The sequence below is a fragment of the Terrabacter sp. RAF57 genome, from assembly GCF_052113925.1.
Taxonomy (GTDB): domain Bacteria; phylum Actinomycetota; class Actinomycetes; order Actinomycetales; family Dermatophilaceae; genus Terrabacter.
Genome location: NZ_JBFRDT010000001.1, coordinates 261442 through 279738 on the forward strand (window position 1 = coordinate 261442; position 18297 = coordinate 279738).

Consider the following 18297-nt stretch of genomic DNA (forward strand, 5'->3'; position numbering starts at 1 on the left):
GCAGCGTGTCAGGCGTCGTGGCCCTCGGAGACGGCCGCGCGGCGCTTGAGGCAGAGCTCGGTGATCTCGGAGACGAGCTCGAGCGGGACCGGTCGGCTGATCGGGAAACGCACGGTGTCCTTGGCGCGGCGGTAGGGGCTGATCGCCTCCTCGAACTGCGCGTCACCCGTCGGGACGGGGTAGAGGCCGACGTGGTTCTTCCAGCCGGCGTAGTAGATGAGGGGCTTGCCGTCGACGGTGAACGTCGCCATGCCGTAGCTGATCTTCTCGCCTGCGTGAGGGGCTACCTCGCGGATCGTGCGGCGGACCCCCGCAAGCTGAGTTCGCGTCTCCTCGGGGTAGGAGGCGATGTAGTCATCGACTGACGCAAATCTCGGGGCCAATCCTGGTCCTCACTTCAGTTCCGGACCGGTCGTTGGAGGGGGTGACTCGACTGTATTGGGCGAAACGGACGACTGCAAAGTAAGTACACGTTTAGTGACCAAACGGTCACAAAACTACAAAAGCTGAATTGGACCGACGATCTCGCCGCAAGACGTGCTGAAGGCCGTCCTCCGTGTGTCTGGGGCCCTGACGTGCGAAGGCCCTGGCGTTGGAGCCGACGTCCGGTCAGACCTCGGCTCAGACGTCGACCCAGGCCTCACCGGCGAGGACCCGGCCGATGACGCCCTCGGGTCGGCGGCCGAGGAGGGTCGCGACCGCGAAGTCGGCGGCCAGGCCGTCGAAGACGCCGTGGCGCCGGAGCATCGCGTGCTTGCCCCCCTCGACGGTGACGTAGCCGACCTCGGCGGTACGGGCGAGGTCGCGGGCTACCGCCGCCGAGCTCGTCGGTCGGGCGATGCGGTCGTCGTCTCCGTGGACGACGAGGACGCGTCGCCCGGTCAGGTCGAGGTGCCCCTCGGTCGGGTAGACCCACGGGTTGAGCGCGACGGCGCTGACGACGGGGTCCTCGCCGGCCGCGAGCAGCGCGGCGCGACCGCCGAGCGAGTGACCGACGAGGCAGACGGGCAGGTCGGGACCGAAGCGGTCGGCGACCTCGCCGAGGGCCCAGCGCACGTCGTCGACCGGGGTGTGGTGGGCGTCCCAGCCGCGCGTCGAGTTGAGGAGGCGCAGCACGGCCAGCTCGCCCTTCGCGGCGCGCGCGATGCGGCCCGCGATCGGCACCATCCGCAGCACCGACAGCTGGGTCGGGCTGACGCGCATCGGTGTGCGCCTTGCCGCGCCGCCGTGGAGCACGAGGACGATGCCGCGTGGCGCACTCGGAGCCGTCGCGTCGATGAGCCGGGCGTGCGTCACGTCTCGCTCCTGGTCCGCAGCTGGGTATGCCGTGTGCTCGGGTTCGCGGGTCACGTGCGGTGTTCGGAGCGCGAGCGTCAACGGCTTGGTGTCCTCACGGCATACCCGTTCGGTGTCGCCGGTCAGCCACTGTCCAGGGTTGGTGAGGCTGGTTCAGGGGCGCAGCAGGACCTTGATCGCACGCCGCTCGTCCATGGCGCGGTAGCCCTCGGCGACCTCGTCGAGGGGAAGCGTCAGGTCGAAGACCCGGCCCGGGTCGATGCGGCCGTCGAGGACGCGCTCCAGCAGGTCGGGCAGGTAGGTGCGCACGGGAGCCATGCCACCGGCGAGGCCGACGTTGCGGACGAACATCTGCCGGACGGGCAGCTCGACGCCGTGCGGGGCGCCGACGAAGCCGACGGTCGAGCCGGGGCGGCCGATGCGGAAGGTGGTCTTCATCGACTGGTCGGTGCCGACGCACTCGAGCACCGAGTCGGCGCCGATGCCGCCGGTCAGCTCCATGACGGCCTCGACACCGGCGTCGTCGCGCTCGGCGATGACGTGGGTGGCGCCGAACTCGCGGGCCAGCGCCTGGCGCGGCTCGTGGCGCGACATCGCGACGATGCGCTCGGCGCCGAGCTCCTTGGCGGCGATGACGCCGCACAGGCCGACGGCCCCGTCACCGATGACGACGGCGGTGCCGCCGGGCTGCACGCGCGAGGACACGGCGGCGTGCCAGCCGGTGGCCATGACGTCGGAGAGCGTGAGCAGCGAGGGGAGCATCGCGTCGTCGGGCATCCCGTCGGCCGCGACGAGGCTGCCGTCCGCCTGGTTGACGCGGACGAGCTCGGCCTGGCCGCTCTCGGTCCAGCCCTGGTGGTCGCACACCGAGGTCATGCCGGCGAGGCAGTGCGGGCACGTGTTGTCGCAGTGGACGAAGGGGATGACGACGAAGTCGCCCTTCCTGATCTGCCGGACGTCGGCGCCGATCTCCTCGACGACGCCGACGGCCTCGTGACCGATCGTGGAGCCGGCCGTGATCGGGTTGGCGCCCCGGTAGGGCCAGAGGTCCGAGCCGCAGATGCAGCCGGCCACGACCCGGACGATGGCGTCGGTCGGCGCCTCGATCGTCGGGTCGGGGACGTCGGTCAGGCGGATGTCACCGGGGGCATGGATCGTCGTCGCGCGCATGGGCCCATCCTTGTCCTGCCGATGGCCCGATCCCAAACCCCGGACGTCGAACCCTGGACGTCAAAGCGTGGACGTCAAAGCGTGGACGTCAAAGCGTGGACGTCAAAGCGTGGACGTCAAGCGTGGACGTCAAAGCGTGGACGTCGAAGCTTTGACGTCAAAGCTGACGTTCCCTCGCGCTCAGCCGCGGGAGCGCAGGCGCAGGTTGGGCAGGCCGGGGGCGGGGAGGGTGTGGTCCCAGGCGTCGGGGAAGGTGCCGTAGCGCGCGCCGGGTGCCGCGGCGGCATACGACCCCTCCTCGCGCGGCGACCGCTCGCGCTGCCAGTCCTCGCGGAAGCCGACGACCTCGTCGTGGCTGCGGCCGATGAAGTTCCACCACATGACGATCTGCTCGCCGAAGGGTGCGCCGCCGAGGACGAGGAGGCGCGCGGGCCCGTCCGGGCCGGCCTCGACGGTGATGCGGCTGGTGCCGGTGGCCATGAAGGCGATCTCGCCCGGCTTGGCGGTGACGTCGCCGACCGTGAGCACGCCTGTGTCGCAGAGCAGTCCGTGCTCGTGCTCCGGGTCCACGTCGATGTCGAGGGAGGCCCCGGCGGCGAGCGTCACCTCGGCGCCGACGAGGTCGGAGAACATCGTGACCGGTGAGGTCTGGCCGAAGAGGGTGCCGAGGAAGACGAGGACCCGGGCGCCGTCGACCTCCGTGACCGGCGGCGCGTAGTGCTCGAAGCCCGGCTGCGTGCTGCGGTCGGCCTCCGGGAGCGCGACCCACAGCTGTGCGCCGTGGAGCACCGTCGTCTCGGGGGTGGAGTACTCCGAGTGCGCGATGCCCGAGCCTGCGGTCATGATGTTGAGCTCGCCGGGTCGGACGAAGGCGTGCGCGCCCGTGGTGTCGCGGTGCTCGACCTCGCCGGTGAAGAGCCACGACACCGTCTGCAGGCCGGTGTGCGGATGGCCGGGCACGACCATGCCGCCGGTCTGCGAGACGTCGTCGGGGCCGTAGTGGTCGACGAAGCACCACGCTCCGATGAGCGAGCGCTCGCGCTGCGGGAGGCTGCGACGGACCGGCATCGCTCGCGGGCCGCCGAGCGGCACCTCGCGGTAGGGCAGGACGATGGCGGTCGAGGGGGTCGGGTCGTCGCCGCAGACGACCTCGGCGGGGTGGCGGTCCGGGTTGCTCACCCGTTCAGGCTAGGCCCGGAGGGCGCTCTGGTCGCGGGTCCCGTCGCAGCCGTCGTCGCTGGTCCCGTTGCACGTCTCGTCGCAGGTCGGGTTGCAGGTCGGGTTGCAGGTCGGGTTGCAGGTCTGGTTGCTAGGTTGCCCCGCATGACCGACCCGGCTGCCACCACTCCCGGCGGTGTTCCCGCCGCGGCCGATCCCGGACCCGGCCGGGGCCGCTGGTCGGCGTGGCGGGTCGTCTGGTGGTTCGGCTTCGTCAGCCTGGCCGCGGACATGGTCTACGAGGGCGCGCGCTCGATGTACGGCCCGCTCCTCGCCTCGCTCGGCGCCACGGGGCTCGTCGTCGGGCTCGTCACCGGTGCGGGCGAGGCGATGGCGCTCGTGCTGCGCCTCGTCTTCGGGCCGCTCGCCGACCGGACCGGGCGCTACTGGGGGCTGACGATCCTCGGTTACGGCCTCACCGCCGTCTGCGTGCCGTTGCTCGCCGTGACGCCCTTCGTCGGCGGGGCGGGCCTCGCGCTCGCGGCCGTCCTCATCCTCCTCGAGCGCTCCGGCAAGGCCGTGCGCAGCCCGTCGAAGTCGGCGCTGCTCGCGCACGTCGCGTCGGCGGTCGGACGTGGCCGCGGCTTCGGCGTGCACAAGGCGCTCGACCAGGTGGGGGCCTTCGCCGGACCGCTCGTCGTCGCCGGCGTCATCGCGGCCACCGGCGCGATCTGGCCGAGCATGGCCGTCCTCGCGATCCCCGGCACGGCGGCGATGCTGCTCCTCGCCGTCATCCGCTCCCGCGTGCCCGACCCTTCGGTCTACGACGTCGAGACCACGATCGCGCCGAACAGCCTTGCAACGCAGTCGGTCCCGGGTGGTGGCGCGGTTCGTGGTGGGCTGCGGGGGTGGGTCGCCGATGCCGTCGGGTCGGGTCTGCCGCGCGAGTTCTTCGGCTACGCGCTCGCCGCCGGCCTCATGACCGGTGGCCTCGTCACCTTCGGGATCATCGGCTACCACCTCACCGTGGAGGGCCTCGTCCCCGTCGCCACGGTCCCGGTCGTCTATGCCGGCGCGATGGGAGTCGAGGCGCTCGCGGCCCTCGGGGTGGGTCTCGTCTACGACCGCCGCGGCGGCGCCGTGCTGTATGCCGTGCCGGTGCTCGTCGCGCTCGTCCCCCCGCTCGCGCTGTCGGGCTCGGTCGCGCTCTCCCTCGTCGGGGTCGCCGTCTGGGGCCTGGCCTACGGCGTGCAGGACTCGACGGTGAAGGCGCTCGTCGCGGAGGTCGTGGAGGCACCGCGGCGCGCGACGGCATACGGCGTCTTCGCGGGGGTGCAGGGGGCGTTCGCGATCGTCGGCGGGCTCGTGGCCGGCTGGCTCTACGACCGCTCGCTCCCGTCGCTGGTCGCCGTTGTTGCCGTCAGCCAGCTCGTGGCGCTGGTCCTCCTCACCCGCACCGTCCGCTCCCTCCGCCATCACCCCGTCGAGTGAGCGCTCCGTAACACTCGAGTGAGCGCCCCGCGCCAGCCGTCACGGGGCCACTGGGACCGCGCGCTCACTCGAGTGGGACTGTGCGCTCACTCGAGTGGACCCGTCGTCACGGGACGACGGGGCCACTCGAGTGTGATCCGCGGGTGCGGGGTCGGTCAGCTGACGGCGTCGAGGGCGTCGACGACGCCCTCCCCGAAGAAACTGTTGTCCTCGACCGGGCCGACGCAGACCGGGCCACCGGTCGCGGCGCCGCACGCCTTGTCGTCGGCCTGCTCGCGCAGCTTGTCGATCATCTGCGCCGGCGTCCACGTCGGGTGGACCGACTTCATGAGCGCGAGCACACCGGCGACGTGCGGGGACGCCATCGACGTTCCGCTCTTCGTGCCGTAGCCGTTGTTGGCGACGACCGTGGAGAGGATCGACGAACCGGGAGCGGCGACGTCGATCGTGCCGAGGCCGCGGTTGCTGAACGAGGAGAGACGGCTCTCCATCGTCCCCGCCGGGAAACGCTGCATCGAGCTGACCGTCACGACGCCGTCGAGCTCGGTCGGGATGTCCTCGCACCCGCTGTTGAGGGTGCGCGTGACGAAGCCGGAGGCCGGCTGGTCGTCAGGGCTCGTCGTGTCCTTGAACGAGGACTTGTCCGACAGGTCGTGTGCCGAGTTGCCGGCCGCGGCCGCGTGGACGACACCCTGCTTCGTCGACCACGTCACCGCGCGACGGACGGCCTCCTTGGCGGCGAACTGGTCGGGCTGGTCCTCGCAGTAGAACTCGAACGGGTCGACGTAGTAGCTGTTGTTCGTCACGTCCATGTGCTTGAGCCCGGCCCAGATGAAGCCGCACACGGCGTACTCCGGGTAGATGAACCCGGCGTCGTTGACGACCTTGACCGCAGCCATCCGCACGTTCGGGGCGACGCCGACGATCCCGACGCCGTTGCGGGCCGCGGCGATCGTGCCGGCCACGTGGGTGCCGTGGTCGCTCGTCGTCGGGTACCAGCCGGTGGCCGAGAGGTCGGGCCGGCCGGCATCGGTGCAGTTGACCGAGTCGGCGACGTCGATGTTGGCGGCGAGGTCGGGGTGGTCGGGGTCGATGCCGCTGTCAAGGACGCCGACGAGCACGTTGCGGGAGCCGTCGGTGATGGCGTGGGCCTGGTCGGCCTTGATCATCTTGAGGTCCCACTGCTCGGCCTCGCGCGGGTCGCTGGCGGCGGCCGGCGACGCGTCGGACTCGAGGTCGCCGTTGTCGGCCTTCTTCGCGCCCTGCTTGTAGCCGGACGCGCCGCGGCCCCAGGACGCCCCCGCGACCTCGGGCGTGCCCTCGGAGACGGCGACGGTGCGGGTCGCGCCGACGGAGTCGACGGCGTTGCCGCCCTTCGCGACGACGTCGGCGCGGAAGGTCGAGACCTTGGAGTGCGCGATGACGACGCCGATCTGCGGCCACGACTGGACGACGACGCCGCCCGCGGCCCTGACCGCGGTCTCGACGAGACGCGTCTGGCCGGGGTTGGCGATGCGCGCGTTGACGACGTAGCTCATGAGCTGGCCGTCGGGGGTGTTGATGGTGACCGGCGTCGAGACCGGCTCGGCGGTGGTCGCGTCGGTCGAGGCGACGGCGACGCCACCGATCGCGACGGTGGAGGCGAGGGCGAGCGACGCGACGGCGACGATGCCGCGTCTGGTCAGGCTGGGATGACGCATGTGTGAGCTCCTGTGGTGTGAGGAACAAAAGGCGGCGCCCTGGATCGGGCGCGTCCCCACATCCTTGGGGGCTACCGGTCAGTCCGCTCGTCGAGATGCGTCACGGAGGCCTGGCACTCAGGCTGACGCACGGGCGCGGCGGGCCGGCCGGGGGTCAGGCTCTCAGTCCGCCTCGACCGGCCGGGTGAGCGGGGCGAGGGCGATGAGGAGCACGAGCGAGGCGAGCGGGCCCAAGCCCCAGGGCAGCAGCATGATCCCGACCGAGCCGGCCGCCAGGGCGAGCGAGCCGACGGGCAGGCGCCCCTCGACGGTGAGGGCCACGAGCACCATCGCGAGGGCCACGGCCGTCAGGACGCCGCCGCCCGAGGAGAGCGCGGCCGGCGCCTCGTGGCCGATGAGACCCGTGACCTGACCGACCCAGACGGCGGCCGTCGCACCGGCCCCGAACGCCGCGAGGAGCGCCGTCGGCACCGCGAGCGGGAGGTGGCGCAGGCGGGCGCCCAGGCCCACGGTCAGCCACGCGAAGCTCGCCACCGACAGGACGAGGAGCATGCCCGCGGCCACCGACAGCGCGCCCTGGTCGCGGGCGGCGGCGACCCCGCCGAGCCCACCGAGACCGCGGAGCCCGTCGAGGGAGTCGAGCCCGTCGACCCAGCCGACGATGCCGTGGGTGAAGAGCAGGAGCGGTGCGAGCAGCGCCAGGAGCGGCACGCGGTCCGTCGCCTCCCGCGTGCCTGGGAGCGTGGTCGTACGCGTCGTCACCCCCTCGCGGGCCGGCGCGGTCACGGGGGTGGCGGGGAGTGGGGCAGGGGCGGGGACTGGAACGGGGGTGGGGATGGCGGAGGCCGTCGTGGAGGTGGCGGACGGGGGAGGGGTGCGGTGCGTCCTCGGTGGCGTGACGGCATACGCGGCCGGTGCGGTGTGGGCTCTCGGGGAGCCGGCGGCGCGGGCCGGGGAGAGCGTGCTCGTCGTCATGCCTCCAGCGTGGCGGTCGGTGGTGACGCTGCCCATCGGGGTCGACCCCGAGCCGTCCCCGAGCGGTCCCTGAGAGCGGTCGGGTGGACGCGCGGGCCTTTTTGTCCATTTCGGAGATTTTGATCCTCTTTGGGTCGTACCGTGCTTTTTGTGGGGTCGAGGTCAGGGTCGACCCCGTCGAGCTCTGGTCAAAGGGGTAGACATGTCAGTGCGCTTCAATGCTCCTCCGGGATGGCCGGTTCCGTCGTCGTCGTGGGCTCCGGGTGACGACTGGATGCCGGACCCCAGCTGGCCGATGCCGCCGCGCGGCTGGACCTTCTGGGTCGTCGAGCAGCGGGCCGCCGGCACCATGGGCGAGGCCGGCACGCCGCGCTTCGGCTCGCCGCCCCGCACGACCGCCGCCACCTCCGGCGCTTACGGCACCGACCGCGGGAGCTGGCTCGCCGGGCTGCGCGCCCGCGCCTCGTCCGACGCCCTCGAGGTGGCGACCTCGCCCGGCCGGACGGTCGAGCCGGTCGCGACGCGCGCCGTGGCCGAGAGCTCGTGGGAGCTCGACGGCCTGCTGACCTCTGCAGGCCGGCTGGACATCTGAGGTGGACCTGCTGCTCAGGGTCGCACCGGAGGTGCGGCTCAGTTCCTCGACGTCCGGACTCCGCGCCCTGCTCGACGACACGGCCGGCGCGCGCGTCGGCACCGGCGTCGGCGCCCGCACCGACGTCTCGTCCGTGTCCGATCGCGGCTCCGACGAGACGCTGAGTCTCGCCGAGCTCGAGGTGCGGTCGCGGCAGGCCCAGGAGTCCGGCGACCTCAACGCGCTGCGCTCGATCGAGGAGGCGCTCGTGGGCCTGCACCACGAGAACCACCCGCCGCGTCGCCGACCCGAACCGCCCGAGACGACGGCGCTGTCGGCCAAGGAGCGAAGCCTGCTCGAGCGCAAGGCCTTCAACGCTGCGCTGCCCCAGGTGTCGGTCTTCAAGCGCGCCGCCCRCTCCAAGGCCAAGGCGATCGCCGAGACCGAGGCGGACGGCTTCAGCCGCACCCTCGACGTCGCGCACGCCGTCGTCGCCCAGCACCGCGCCGCCGCCCTCGACGACCAGTGGAACGACCTCGCCGGGCACGAGCGCTGCGCCGTCATCGCCGAGCTCGACGCCGCCTTCGCCGCGGCGACGTGCGGCTGCACGTGCGTCGACGCCGGGTGGGACGCCGAGACCTCGCGCGGCTACGTCACGATCGTGGCCCGCTACCCCTCGCTCGACATCGTCGCCGAGCGCGGCCCCGGCGTCTCGTCGAGCGGACGTCGGATGCTGCGCCGCCGCACCCGCTCCGAGCGCAACGCGCTCTACCTCGGCGGGCTGGCCTCGTTCGCCCTGGCCGCTGCGCGGCGGGCGATCAGCATCGCCGTCGCGGCTGACGACATCCACCTCGTCATCGTGCGACCGACCGAGACCGGCGAGGGGCTCGAGCCGATCTACGTCGGCAGCCTGAGCCGGGAGGCGGTCACCCTGCGCCCGGCGCTCGCGGACCCGCTTCCGCTGCTGCTCGGGTCGGCGGAGCGACCGATGCAGTTCGACGGGCCGGCGCACGACCTCGTGGCCGTGGCCCCCGACGCCGACGTCATGGAGATCGTGCGGGTGTGCGTCGACGCGCTCGGCGACGAGGCACTCGACGGTCTGCTGGAGACCGGTCACGCCTGACCCGCGAACTCTGGCCTCTCGACGGGTGAGGACCCGCGAACTCTGGCCTCTCGACGGGTTGAAGCTGGTGGACTGGGGCGGGAGACGGGGCTGCGCGAGCCGACTACGGCGGGGGCTCCGGCGCTACGCTGCGACAGCGGGCGCCCGGACTTCTGGACCATCCCTCCACCGCGGGCCCGTCGATGCGCGATGGTGCCTGGCGGGGAGGGCCACGAGGGGTGGCCGAGGGGGGCCGTGCTGTGACCGTGTGCTTCAACCCGCCGCCGGGGTGGCCGACGCCGCCGGCGGCGTGGCTGCCGCCTGACGAGTGGCTGCCCGATCCCGAGTGGCCCGAGCCGCCGGCCGACTGGACCTTCTGGTCGGTGACCGCGCGGCAGCCGCGGGCCGGGTCCCGGCGTGCCGGGGGCGGCCGCCGGAGCGGGGTGTCCTTCCCCCTCGCGACCGTCGCCGCACAGTCGACGGTGTCGCTCGCCGCGCTCTTTCCCGAGCGGGGTCGCCCGAGTGCGGCGTCGGCATACGGCAGCTCGACGGGTGCATCCGGAGCGACCAAGGCGGGTCGCGAGTACTACGAACCGCGCGGCTGGGGTGCCGGCTCGAGCGGCGGCTCGAGTGGCGGTGCGGGCTCGTCCCCCGTAGGCGGGTCGGTCCTCAACGGCTCCGCACCCACCGCACCCGGGCGCCTTCTCGTGCAGACGGAGCCGGCCGTCGCCGATGCCGAGACGGTCAGGGCCGAGGAGGCCGGGGACGCCGAGGAAGCCACGGAGGCCGAGGTGACGCCGGGCATCCGGCTCTCCCCGATCCTGCGGCTCGTCGCGCACCCCTCTGGGCTGCGCGTGCAGTTCCGGGTCGGTGGTCCGGTGGCCGCGGCGCTCGCCGAGGTCATGAAACCCGCCATCGAGGCGGCCACGCCCGGGCTCACCCCGACCCAGGGAGCGTCGTCGGGGCGCGCGGCTCCCGGCAGCCCCGATCGCGGGGGACGCGGAGGGCGCCAGGGCCGGCTGCGTATGCTCAGGCGCAGCCGGCACGAGGCGAGCGATCTGCCGACGGACACGTCTGCGGGTCGACGTGTCGGCGGACGCCCGGCGGTGCTCTCCGTCCGCGAGCTCGCGGGCCGGGCCCTCACGGCCCGTCGCGAGTCCGACCGCGAGGAGGCGCTCGCGGTCGACCGCGACCTGTGCTCCTTCCACCGTCAGCCGTTCAGCGCGATCCGACCGCCGGTCGTGACGCCACTCGCGCCCCTGACCGCGTCTGAGGTGGCAGCCGTCCGGCAGCAGGTTCTCGCCGCGACCGGGGCGACGGCCAAGGGACTCTCGCGCTCGGAGAGCACGGAGCTCAAGGCGCTCGCCACGGCGCGGGCGGCAGCCTTCGTCAGCGCGAGCAACGTCGCGCGCCGGGTCCTCGCCGACCGACGGGAGGCGCTCGCGTCGGGCGCGTGGCAGCTCCTCGAGTCCCACGACCCGGCGGCGGTCGTGGCCGTCGTCGACGAGGCGCTGCGCTTGTCGGGCAGCGACGTCACCTGCCTCGACGCCGGGACCGACCCCGTGACGRAACGCGCCTACGTCACCGTCCTCGTGCGCTTCGCGACCACCGGCATCGTCGCCGAGGAGGGCCGCGAGATCGCCCCGTCGGGCCGCACGTCGTGGCGGGCACGCACGGCCTGGGAGCGCAACGGGGTGTATGCCGCCGGGCTGGCCGCCGTCGTCCTCGCCGCCGCCAAGCAGGTCGACAGCATCGCGCCGGCGACCGACGACGTGAACGTCGTCGTCGTGCGCCCCACCCGCAACGGCCGCGGCGTCGAGCCGGTCTATGTCGGGCGGCTCGACCGGGGGGACGTGTCGCTGCGCCATCCGGAGGCCGACCCGCTGCCCCTCGTCATCGGCTCGGCAGTGCCACACGGCATACGCATCCACGGTCCGGAGCGCGAGGTCACCGCGCTCGAGCACGCCGTCGACGTCGACGGGGCGCTGCGCGAGATCGTCGACGCGTGCCGCGCGGCGGACGCGCAGTCCGCGCGGCTCCGCGAGGCGGCCCGGGCGCAGGCCGGCGGCGCCGTGCCTCCTGCCGGCTAGGAATCACGCGGGCCGGAGGTCGCGCGGGCCAGAGATGTCGCGGGCTGGAGGTCGCGCGGGCTGGAGGTCGCGCGGGCTGGAGGTCGCGCGGGCTAGAGGTCGCGGCGGACGAGACGCCGCAGGGCGAGGGCCGCGATGGGCCGGTAGCCGACGACGGCGAAGGCCGGCCCGTCGATGACGAGCTCCGTCGTGCAGCCACCCGGCGCAGGCCGCACGACGTGGTCGAGGGTGGCGTGCACGGGGCCGAGGCGCACGTGCCAGCTCCACTCCATCGCCTCGGCGTCGACGGTCAGCACCTCGAACGGGACGCGGACCCCGAGCGGGCCGACGACGAGACCGTTGAGCCCGGGGGAGATGCGCGGTGTCGCGGCGATGACCTCCTGGATCTGCGGCGACCACGTCGACCAGAGGTCGAGGTGCTCGTAGCGGGCCCAGGCGACGGCGGGGTCGGCCCCGCCGCTGGCCGTGATCGTCGCGCGCATCGCTCAGCTCTCTCGTCGGTCAGGCATGGTCGCTCAGGTGCCGTCAGCCGCTGTCGGGGCTGTGGCGGGCGCTGGAGCGGACGCCGGCGCCGGCGCCGGCGCCGGTCCGTCGACGTTGACCGTCGGCGTGCCCGAACCGCAGCGCACGATCACGGCCCGTGACGTGCCGTCGCCCGGGTTGGACTCGCGGTGCACGGCGCCGGCCGGCACGCGGAGGAAGTCGCCGGGACCGGCCTCGACGACGACCTCGCCGCCCGGACCGGACTCGAGCCGCATCCGACCCGACACGACGTAGAGGGTCGTGTCGTGGTCGCCGTGGTGGTGCCACCCGGAGACCGCGCCGGCCACCGTGTCGACGGTGCCCGACCACATCGACTCCGTGTGCAGGGCGACCTGTCGGCTCATCCCCGGCGTCGGGTCGGCCGGGCTGAGGGCGTCACCTGCGACGTGGCTGCACGGCTCGGCGGCGGCGGTCGGCAGGTCGTTGTGCTCGGTCATGCCCCCATCAAACCCCCACGGCTCTAGCCTTGTCGTGTCCTTGGTTCAGTCCTTGGTTCAGTCCTTGGTTGGGTCCGTCGGCGAGGTGAGGTGACGCATGGGCGCCGGACGCTCGGGTCGGGTCGTCGTCGTGGGCGGCAGCATGGCTGGACTGCTCGCGGCGCGGGCGCTCGCCGACCACGCCGAGTCGGTCGTCGTGCTCGAGCGCGAGCACCTGCCCCAGGCCGTCGGCCCGCGCGGCCGCGTGCCGCAGGGCCGGCACCTGCACCTCCTCCTGTCGGCGGGCCTCGACCTGCTCCGCGACTGGTTCCCCGGCATCGAGGACGAGCTCGAGGGCCACGGGGCCGTACGCGTCGACGGCACCGGCGCGTGGGTGCACCAGGGTGGCGCCTATCGTGCCCGCGGCGACTGGGGCCGACCCGCCATCTCGCAGACCCGCCCCCTGCTCGAGTACGTCGTGCGCGCCCGGGTGGCGGCGCTACCCGGGGTCACCGTCGAGGACGGCGTGACCGTCGAGGGCGTCGTCCGGTCCGGGCGTCGCGTCACGGGTGTCGTCGTGGACGGGCAGGAACGGCCGGCTGACCTCGTCGTCGACTGCTCCGGGCGCAGCTCGCGCCTCGCGCACGACCTCGCGGCGTCGCACGTGCTCGATCCACCCGTGACCCGCGTCGGGATCGACATCGGCTACGCGTCCTTCACGATGCGCCGGTCGCCGGACGACTTCGAGGGCCATTTCGTGGTGTGCATCGAGAACCCGGGTTCGTTCCGCGCCGGAGCCGTGCTGCCCGTCGAGGGGGACCGGTGGCAGGTGACGCTCGCCGGCGTCCACGGTGACGCTCCGCCGGCGGACGACGACGGCATCGCGGCGTTCGCGGCGAGCCTCCCGACCCCGGCGGTCGGCCAGCTCATCGCCCGGTGCGAGCGACTCTCGGAGGCGTCGACCTACCGCTTCCCGTCGAGCCAGCGACGGCACTACGAGAAGGTCCGCGACCTGCTCCCCGGGCTCGTCATGCTCGGCGACGCGTCGAGCAGCTTCGACCCGATCTACGGGCAGGGCATGACGTCATCAGCGCTCCAGGCAGCGGCGCTGGGCGAGGTCGCTTCGCAGGTGGGCCTCCGTTCGGACGATCTGCCGAAGCGCTTCCACCGCAAGGCTGCTCGCATCATCGAGTCCCCGTGGCGGATCGCGGTCGGCGGCGACTTCGGCCACCCCGCGACTGAAGGGCCGCGGCCGCTCGGCACCGCCGAGGTCAACGGCTACCTCCAGCGCGTCATCCGCGCCTCGCACGTGTCGGTGCCCGTCGCGCGGGCCTTCAACCGGGTGCTCCAGCTCGACGACCCGCCGACGTCGCTCGTCCACCCGGCGCTCGTCCTGAGGGTGCTGCGCGAGTCCCGCCGCTCGCCCGTCGCGACCGGCGCGGCGATCCGACACCCGCGCATCGGGCCGGCCCGGGTCAGTTGAGTGCAGGTCGGCTGAGTCCGGGCGCGCGGCGCGCGGTCACCTCTTCTTTGACAGGGTGGACGCATGAGGACCGACCACTTCATCCGATTCGAGCGCGTCGACTCCGTCGAGGAGACGCCCCGCGGGCTGCTCGCCCGGCTGCACGGGGAGCAGCTGCGCATCGACGCGGCGCGCTCCGACGTGGTGCGCATCCAGCTGAGCCGAGGCGGCGTCTTCGACGAGAAGCCGACGTATGCCGTGTGCGTCGACCCGCTGGCCGTGCCCGATGGTGGTGGTGACGTCGCGTGGCGGGCCGAGCAGGCGGAGGGTGCGTGGCGGCTCGTCACCGACGACCTCGTCGTGACGCTCTGGCTCGACCCCTTCCGCGTCGACGTGCACCGCGCCGACGGGTCGGTCGTCATCGAGTCGACGCCGGATTCGGAGGGCCACTACTGGACCTACGCGACGCTCAACGACGCGTGGACGGCGCGCCGCCGGATCGGTCGCGACGACGCGATCTACGGCCTCGGGGAGAAGGGTGGCCACCACAACCGGCGCGGCCGCGACTTCACGATGTGGAACACCGACGTCCTCAACGAGCACGCGACGGCCGAGTTCCGGGCGGGGCTCGACCCGGCCGACCCTCGCGCGGACATGTCGAGCATCGAGTTCGACCCCTACTACGTGACGATCCCGTTCTTCTACCAGCGCGACGCGGCGTCCGGTGCCGCGGCGGGCTCGTTCGTCGACAACGGCTACCGCGGCGAGTACGAGTTCAGCCACGACGACGAGTACCGCGTCACCTTCCACGGCGGCCAGTGGACCGAGTACGTCTTCGCCGGACCCTCGATGGCGAACATCCTCGAGCGCTACACGTGGCTCACCGGCCGTGCGTCGCTGCCTCCGATCTGGGCGCTCGGCTACCACCACTGCCGCTGGCACGCCTACAAGCAGAAGGACGTCGAGGTCATCGCCAAGCGCTACCGCGACGACGAGTTCCCTTGCGACGCCATCTGGCTCGACATCGACTACATGGACGGCTACCGCGTCTTCACGTGGGACTCGGAGCGCTATCCCGACCCCGCCGGCATGCTCAAGGGCCTGGCCAACCAGGGCTTTCGGGTCATCTCGATCGTCGACCCGGGGGTCAAGCACGACCCCGGCTACGCGGTCTACGACGACGGGCTCGAGCAGGACGTCTTCTGCCGCACCGAGGGCGGCGACACCTACATCGGCCAGGTCTGGCCGGGCAACACCGTTTTCCCGGACTTCGCGACGCCTGAGGCGCGGTCGTGGTGGGGCGCGCTCAACGCCACGCACGTCGAGTCGGGGCTGGCGGGCATCTGGAACGACATGAACGAGCCCGCGACCGGCGGGATCGCCCCGCAAGCGATGCTCTTCGACCAGGGGCGCGCCAAGCACGAGCGCTTCCACAACCAGTACGCCCTCCTCATGGCCATGGGCACCATCGAGGGACTGCGTGCCGCCCGACCGGAGGCGCGGACCTTCATCCTGTCGCGCGCCGGGTTCGCCGGCATCCAGCGCTACGCCGCGAACTGGATGGGCGACAACCAGGCCCGTTGGGACCACCTGTGGGTCAGCATGCCGATGGCGTGCGGCTTCGGCCTGTCGGGCCAGCCCTTCGTCGGCGCCGACATCGGCGGTTTCCAGGGTGACACGAACCCGGAGCTCTTCCTGCGCTGGATGCAGATGGGCGTGCTGACTCCCTTCTGCCGCAACCACTCCGAGACGAACAACATCGACCAGTACCCGTGGTCGTTCGGCCCCGAGATCCACGACCTCGCCCGCGAGGCCGTGCGGCTGCGCTACCGGCTCCTGCCCTACATCTACTCGGCGTTCGTCCGCGCGACGGAGACCGGTGAGCCGGTGCAGCGACCGCTCGTCCTCGACCACCAGTACGACCCGAACGTCGTCGACCTCGACGACGAGTACCTCTTCGGCCGCGACCTGCTCGTCGCGCCCGTGACCGAGCAGGGGCAGACCTCGCGCACCGTGTACCTCCCGGAGGGTGACTGGTACGACTGGCACACCGGAGAGCTGCACCCCGGCGGCCAGCGGATCACCGTCGAGACGCCGTTCGAGCGCATCCCGCTCTTCGCCAGGGCCGGCGCGGCGATCCCGATGTGGGCCGAGGCGCCGATGTCGACCGACGGCTACCGCCCCGAGTCGGTCGAGCTGCACGTCTTCGACCCGGTCGTCGACGGCCGCTGGGAGTCGGTGCTCGTCGAGGACGACGGGCTCACCGTCCCGGGCGGTGAAAGTGCTGGTGACGCCGAGCGCCTCACGACGACCGTCGTCGTGGAGCGGGCCGCGGGCGAGGTGACCGTCGCGCACGAGACCGCCGGACCGGGGTATGCCGGTCACGCGCGCACCCGCTTCGACGTCGTGCGCCACAGCTGAGCCGAGTGGGGCGGTGCCGTTGGCTGCGAATGCAGCGAACGGCATACGCCCCCATCGGGTATGCCGTCGGGGCAGTCCGCTCGAGCGCCCATCTGAGCGCCCCTTGAGCGGGTGACCCCCGAACGGAAGACTGACGAGCATGGCTGACACGGCGGACCGCGAGCAGGGCCAGAAGAGCGAGAGTCTGCTCACCGTCATCATCGCGCTGGCGATGAACGCCCTGATCGCCGTGGCGAAGTCGGTCGTCGCGATCATCACCGGGTCGGCCTCGATGGTCGCCGAGGCCGCCCACTCGTGGGCCGACGCGGGCAACGAGATCTTCCTGCTCATCGCGGAGCGTCGCGCCGGGCAGAAGCGCGACACGACGCACCCCTTCGGCTACGGGCGCGAGGCGTACGTGTGGTCGATGTTCGCGGCCTTCGGGCTCTTCGGCGCCGGTGCGGTCGTGTCGGTCTGGCACGGCATCTCGGTGCTCGGGCACGAGGAGCCGGAGACGTCGTACACCTGGGCGTACGCCGTGCTCGCCATCGCCTTCGTGCTCGAGAGCGTCTCGTTCGTGCAGGCGACGCGGCAGACGCGGTCCGAGGCGCGAGCCCTCGGCCTGCGGCCGCTGAAGTTCATCGCCAACACGTCGAACCCGACGCTGCGGGCAGTCTTCGCCGAGGACGCCGCGGCGCTCATCGGCCTGCTCATCGCGGGACTCGGGATCTTCCTGCACCAGGTCACGGGCAACGCCGTCTGGGACGCGCTCGGCTCGATCCTCGTCGGCCTGCTGCTCGGCGTCGTCGCGATCTTCCTCATCAGCCGCAACCGTGACTACCTCGTCGGGCAGGCCGTGCGCCCGGAGCTGTGGGCGCGTGCGTTCGATGCCCTGCACGACAGTCCGGAGGTCGAGCGGATCACCTTCCTGCACCTCGAGTTCGTCGGCCCGGGGCGTGTTTTCCTCGTCGCGGCCGTCGACCTGACGGGTGACGACACCGAGTCCCAGGTGGCTGACCGGCTCGCGGCGCTCGGTCACGAGGTCGAGAAGCACGAGCTCGTCGAGCTCGCGATGATCACGCTGTCGCGGACCGACGCACCGAGCCTCGAGCGCCCCACGGTCTCCTGACCTCGACCGCGGAGCCGACGCGGTTGGGCCGACCGATGTCGTGATGGCCGCCGGAGAGGCCTTGTCGACTCATCAACCCCTAGGTAGAGTACGACTATGGCTCCGCGCATGACCATCGCCACTCGGTTGGTCCTCGGCGTCCTGATGAGCGACTTCGGGGCGGAGTGGTACGGCTCGCAGATTGGCAAGGTCGCGGGTCTGCCGAGCGGGACGGTCCACCCGATCCTGGCGCGCCTCGAGCGCGTGGGTTGGCTGGAGTCCTCCTGGGAGGACATCGACCCCAGCAGGGAGGGACGGCCGGCGCGCAGGTACTACCGCCTGACGGAGTCCGGCGGCAGGCAGGCGCAGCACGCCCTGACATCTGCGCGTCGACCGCAGTCCGGTTTTGCCGTGATGCCCAAGGAGGGGTTGTCATGAGAAGGAAGCAGCAGCGGGGATCGATCCGGTTCGCCGTGGCGGCCATGGAGCGGGCGACCAATGGCCTGCCCTCCGAGGAGCGCAACCGCTACCACGACGAGCTGGTCGCCGAGATGCACGAGCTCGGACGCGTCGCCGCGTGGCGCTACGCAGTCGGGGTCGCCGCCTCGGCATCGTCGATGCACGCGGCCCTGACCGACGGCGGCCCGCAGCCCGAGCCGGCGCCCCACCGTGTGCTGGGGTGCCGCACCAACACGCACCACGTGTGGAGGACGACCCACACGTCTGACGGCAAGCTCTACCGCGCCTGCGCCCGGTGCGGCAAGGAGTACGTGAACACCGGAACCGCAGGCGTCATCGGCGGCTGAGGGGCAGGT

Annotated in this window: 17 protein-coding genes; 9 read left to right on the top strand and 8 right to left on the bottom strand. The window is 72.5% G+C overall.

The window, feature by feature from the left end:
- Positions 1-8: 8 nt before the first annotated feature.
- From AB4Y83_RS01235 to AB4Y83_RS01250, 4 genes are all read right to left on the bottom strand, one after another.
- Positions 9-383 carry an iron chaperone gene (locus AB4Y83_RS01235; protein WP_056823129.1) on the bottom strand — a complete coding sequence of 125 codons (375 nt, stop codon included), beginning with the start codon at positions 381-383 and terminating at the stop codon, positions 9-11.
- 238 nt (positions 384-621) lie between these two features.
- Positions 622-1350: an alpha/beta hydrolase gene (locus tag AB4Y83_RS01240; protein WP_442295791.1), complete on the bottom strand. Its 729-nt coding sequence runs from the start codon at positions 1348-1350 to the stop codon at positions 622-624.
- A gap of 99 nt (positions 1351-1449) precedes the next feature.
- The gene (locus tag AB4Y83_RS01245) at positions 1450-2466 is read right to left on the bottom strand and encodes a zinc-dependent alcohol dehydrogenase family protein (RefSeq protein WP_442295792.1); all 1017 of its coding nucleotides are present in this window, start codon (positions 2464-2466) and stop codon (positions 1450-1452) included.
- Positions 2467-2646: 180 nt separating this feature from the next.
- On the bottom strand, positions 2647-3645 hold the full coding sequence (locus tag AB4Y83_RS01250; protein ID WP_442295793.1) for a pirin family protein: 999 nt from the start codon (positions 3643-3645) through the stop codon (positions 2647-2649).
- Between the two features lie 144 nt (positions 3646-3789).
- Here AB4Y83_RS01250 and AB4Y83_RS01255 point away from each other — a divergent pair, with 144 nt between their 5' ends.
- On the top strand, positions 3790-5115 hold the full coding sequence (locus AB4Y83_RS01255) for an MFS transporter (RefSeq protein WP_442295794.1): 1326 nt from the start codon (positions 3790-3792) through the stop codon (positions 5113-5115).
- A 155-nt stretch (positions 5116-5270) separates the two neighbouring features.
- On the opposite strand, the gene AB4Y83_RS01260 is transcribed toward AB4Y83_RS01255, so the two are convergent.
- A complete protein-coding gene (locus AB4Y83_RS01260; RefSeq protein ID WP_442295795.1) occupies positions 5271-6815 on the bottom strand; it encodes a S8 family serine peptidase in 1545 nt (514 codons plus the stop codon).
- A 162-nt stretch (positions 6816-6977) separates the two neighbouring features.
- The gene (locus AB4Y83_RS01265) at positions 6978-7790 is read right to left on the bottom strand and encodes a hypothetical protein (protein ID WP_442295796.1); all 813 of its coding nucleotides are present in this window, start codon (positions 7788-7790) and stop codon (positions 6978-6980) included.
- A gap of 274 nt (positions 7791-8064) precedes the next feature.
- Between AB4Y83_RS01265 and AB4Y83_RS01270 the strand changes: the two genes are divergently transcribed.
- The 3 genes from AB4Y83_RS01270 (at position 8065) to AB4Y83_RS01280 (ending at position 11553) form a co-directional block, all read left to right on the top strand.
- On the top strand, positions 8065-8382 hold the full coding sequence (locus tag AB4Y83_RS01270) for a hypothetical protein (RefSeq protein ID WP_442295797.1): 318 nt from the start codon (positions 8065-8067) through the stop codon (positions 8380-8382).
- Between the two features lies 1 nt (position 8383).
- Positions 8384-9484, top strand: coding sequence for a hypothetical protein (locus AB4Y83_RS01275; RefSeq protein ID WP_442295798.1), 1101 nt, complete (start codon positions 8384-8386; stop codon positions 9482-9484).
- Between the two features lie 245 nt (positions 9485-9729).
- Positions 9730-11553: a hypothetical protein gene (locus AB4Y83_RS01280; RefSeq protein WP_442295799.1), complete on the top strand. Its 1824-nt coding sequence runs from the start codon at positions 9730-9732 to the stop codon at positions 11551-11553.
- Between the two features lie 92 nt (positions 11554-11645).
- On the opposite strand, the gene AB4Y83_RS01285 is transcribed toward AB4Y83_RS01280, so the two are convergent.
- Positions 11646-12035 (bottom strand): SRPBCC family protein, encoded by a 390-nt coding sequence (locus AB4Y83_RS01285; protein WP_442295800.1) that lies wholly within the window; start codon positions 12033-12035, stop codon positions 11646-11648.
- 33 nt (positions 12036-12068) lie between these two features.
- Positions 12069-12533: a cupin domain-containing protein gene (locus AB4Y83_RS01290; RefSeq protein WP_442295801.1), complete on the bottom strand. Its 465-nt coding sequence runs from the start codon at positions 12531-12533 to the stop codon at positions 12069-12071.
- Between the two features lie 97 nt (positions 12534-12630).
- Between AB4Y83_RS01290 and AB4Y83_RS01295 the strand changes: the two genes are divergently transcribed.
- The 5 genes from AB4Y83_RS01295 to AB4Y83_RS01315 all read left to right on the top strand — a co-directional run bounded on the left by AB4Y83_RS01295 (position 12631) and on the right by AB4Y83_RS01315 (position 18288).
- The gene (locus AB4Y83_RS01295) at positions 12631-13995 is read left to right on the top strand and encodes an NAD(P)/FAD-dependent oxidoreductase (protein WP_442295802.1); all 1365 of its coding nucleotides are present in this window, start codon (positions 12631-12633) and stop codon (positions 13993-13995) included.
- A 63-nt stretch (positions 13996-14058) separates the two neighbouring features.
- Positions 14059-16395, top strand: coding sequence for a TIM-barrel domain-containing protein (locus AB4Y83_RS01300; protein WP_442295803.1), 2337 nt, complete (start codon positions 14059-14061; stop codon positions 16393-16395).
- Between the two features lie 139 nt (positions 16396-16534).
- Positions 16535-17503 carry a cation diffusion facilitator family transporter gene (locus tag AB4Y83_RS01305; RefSeq protein WP_442276628.1) on the top strand — a complete coding sequence of 323 codons (969 nt, stop codon included), beginning with the start codon at positions 16535-16537 and terminating at the stop codon, positions 17501-17503.
- A 108-nt stretch (positions 17504-17611) separates the two neighbouring features.
- Positions 17612-17920 carry a PadR family transcriptional regulator gene (locus AB4Y83_RS01310; RefSeq protein ID WP_442276629.1) on the top strand — a complete coding sequence of 103 codons (309 nt, stop codon included), beginning with the start codon at positions 17612-17614 and terminating at the stop codon, positions 17918-17920.
- Complete coding sequence (locus AB4Y83_RS01315; RefSeq protein ID WP_442276630.1) at positions 17917-18288, top strand: hypothetical protein; 372 nt, start codon at positions 17917-17919, stop codon at positions 18286-18288. Before AB4Y83_RS01310 ends, AB4Y83_RS01315 begins: the two co-directional genes overlap by 4 nt.
- Positions 18289-18297: the final 9 nt, after the last annotated feature.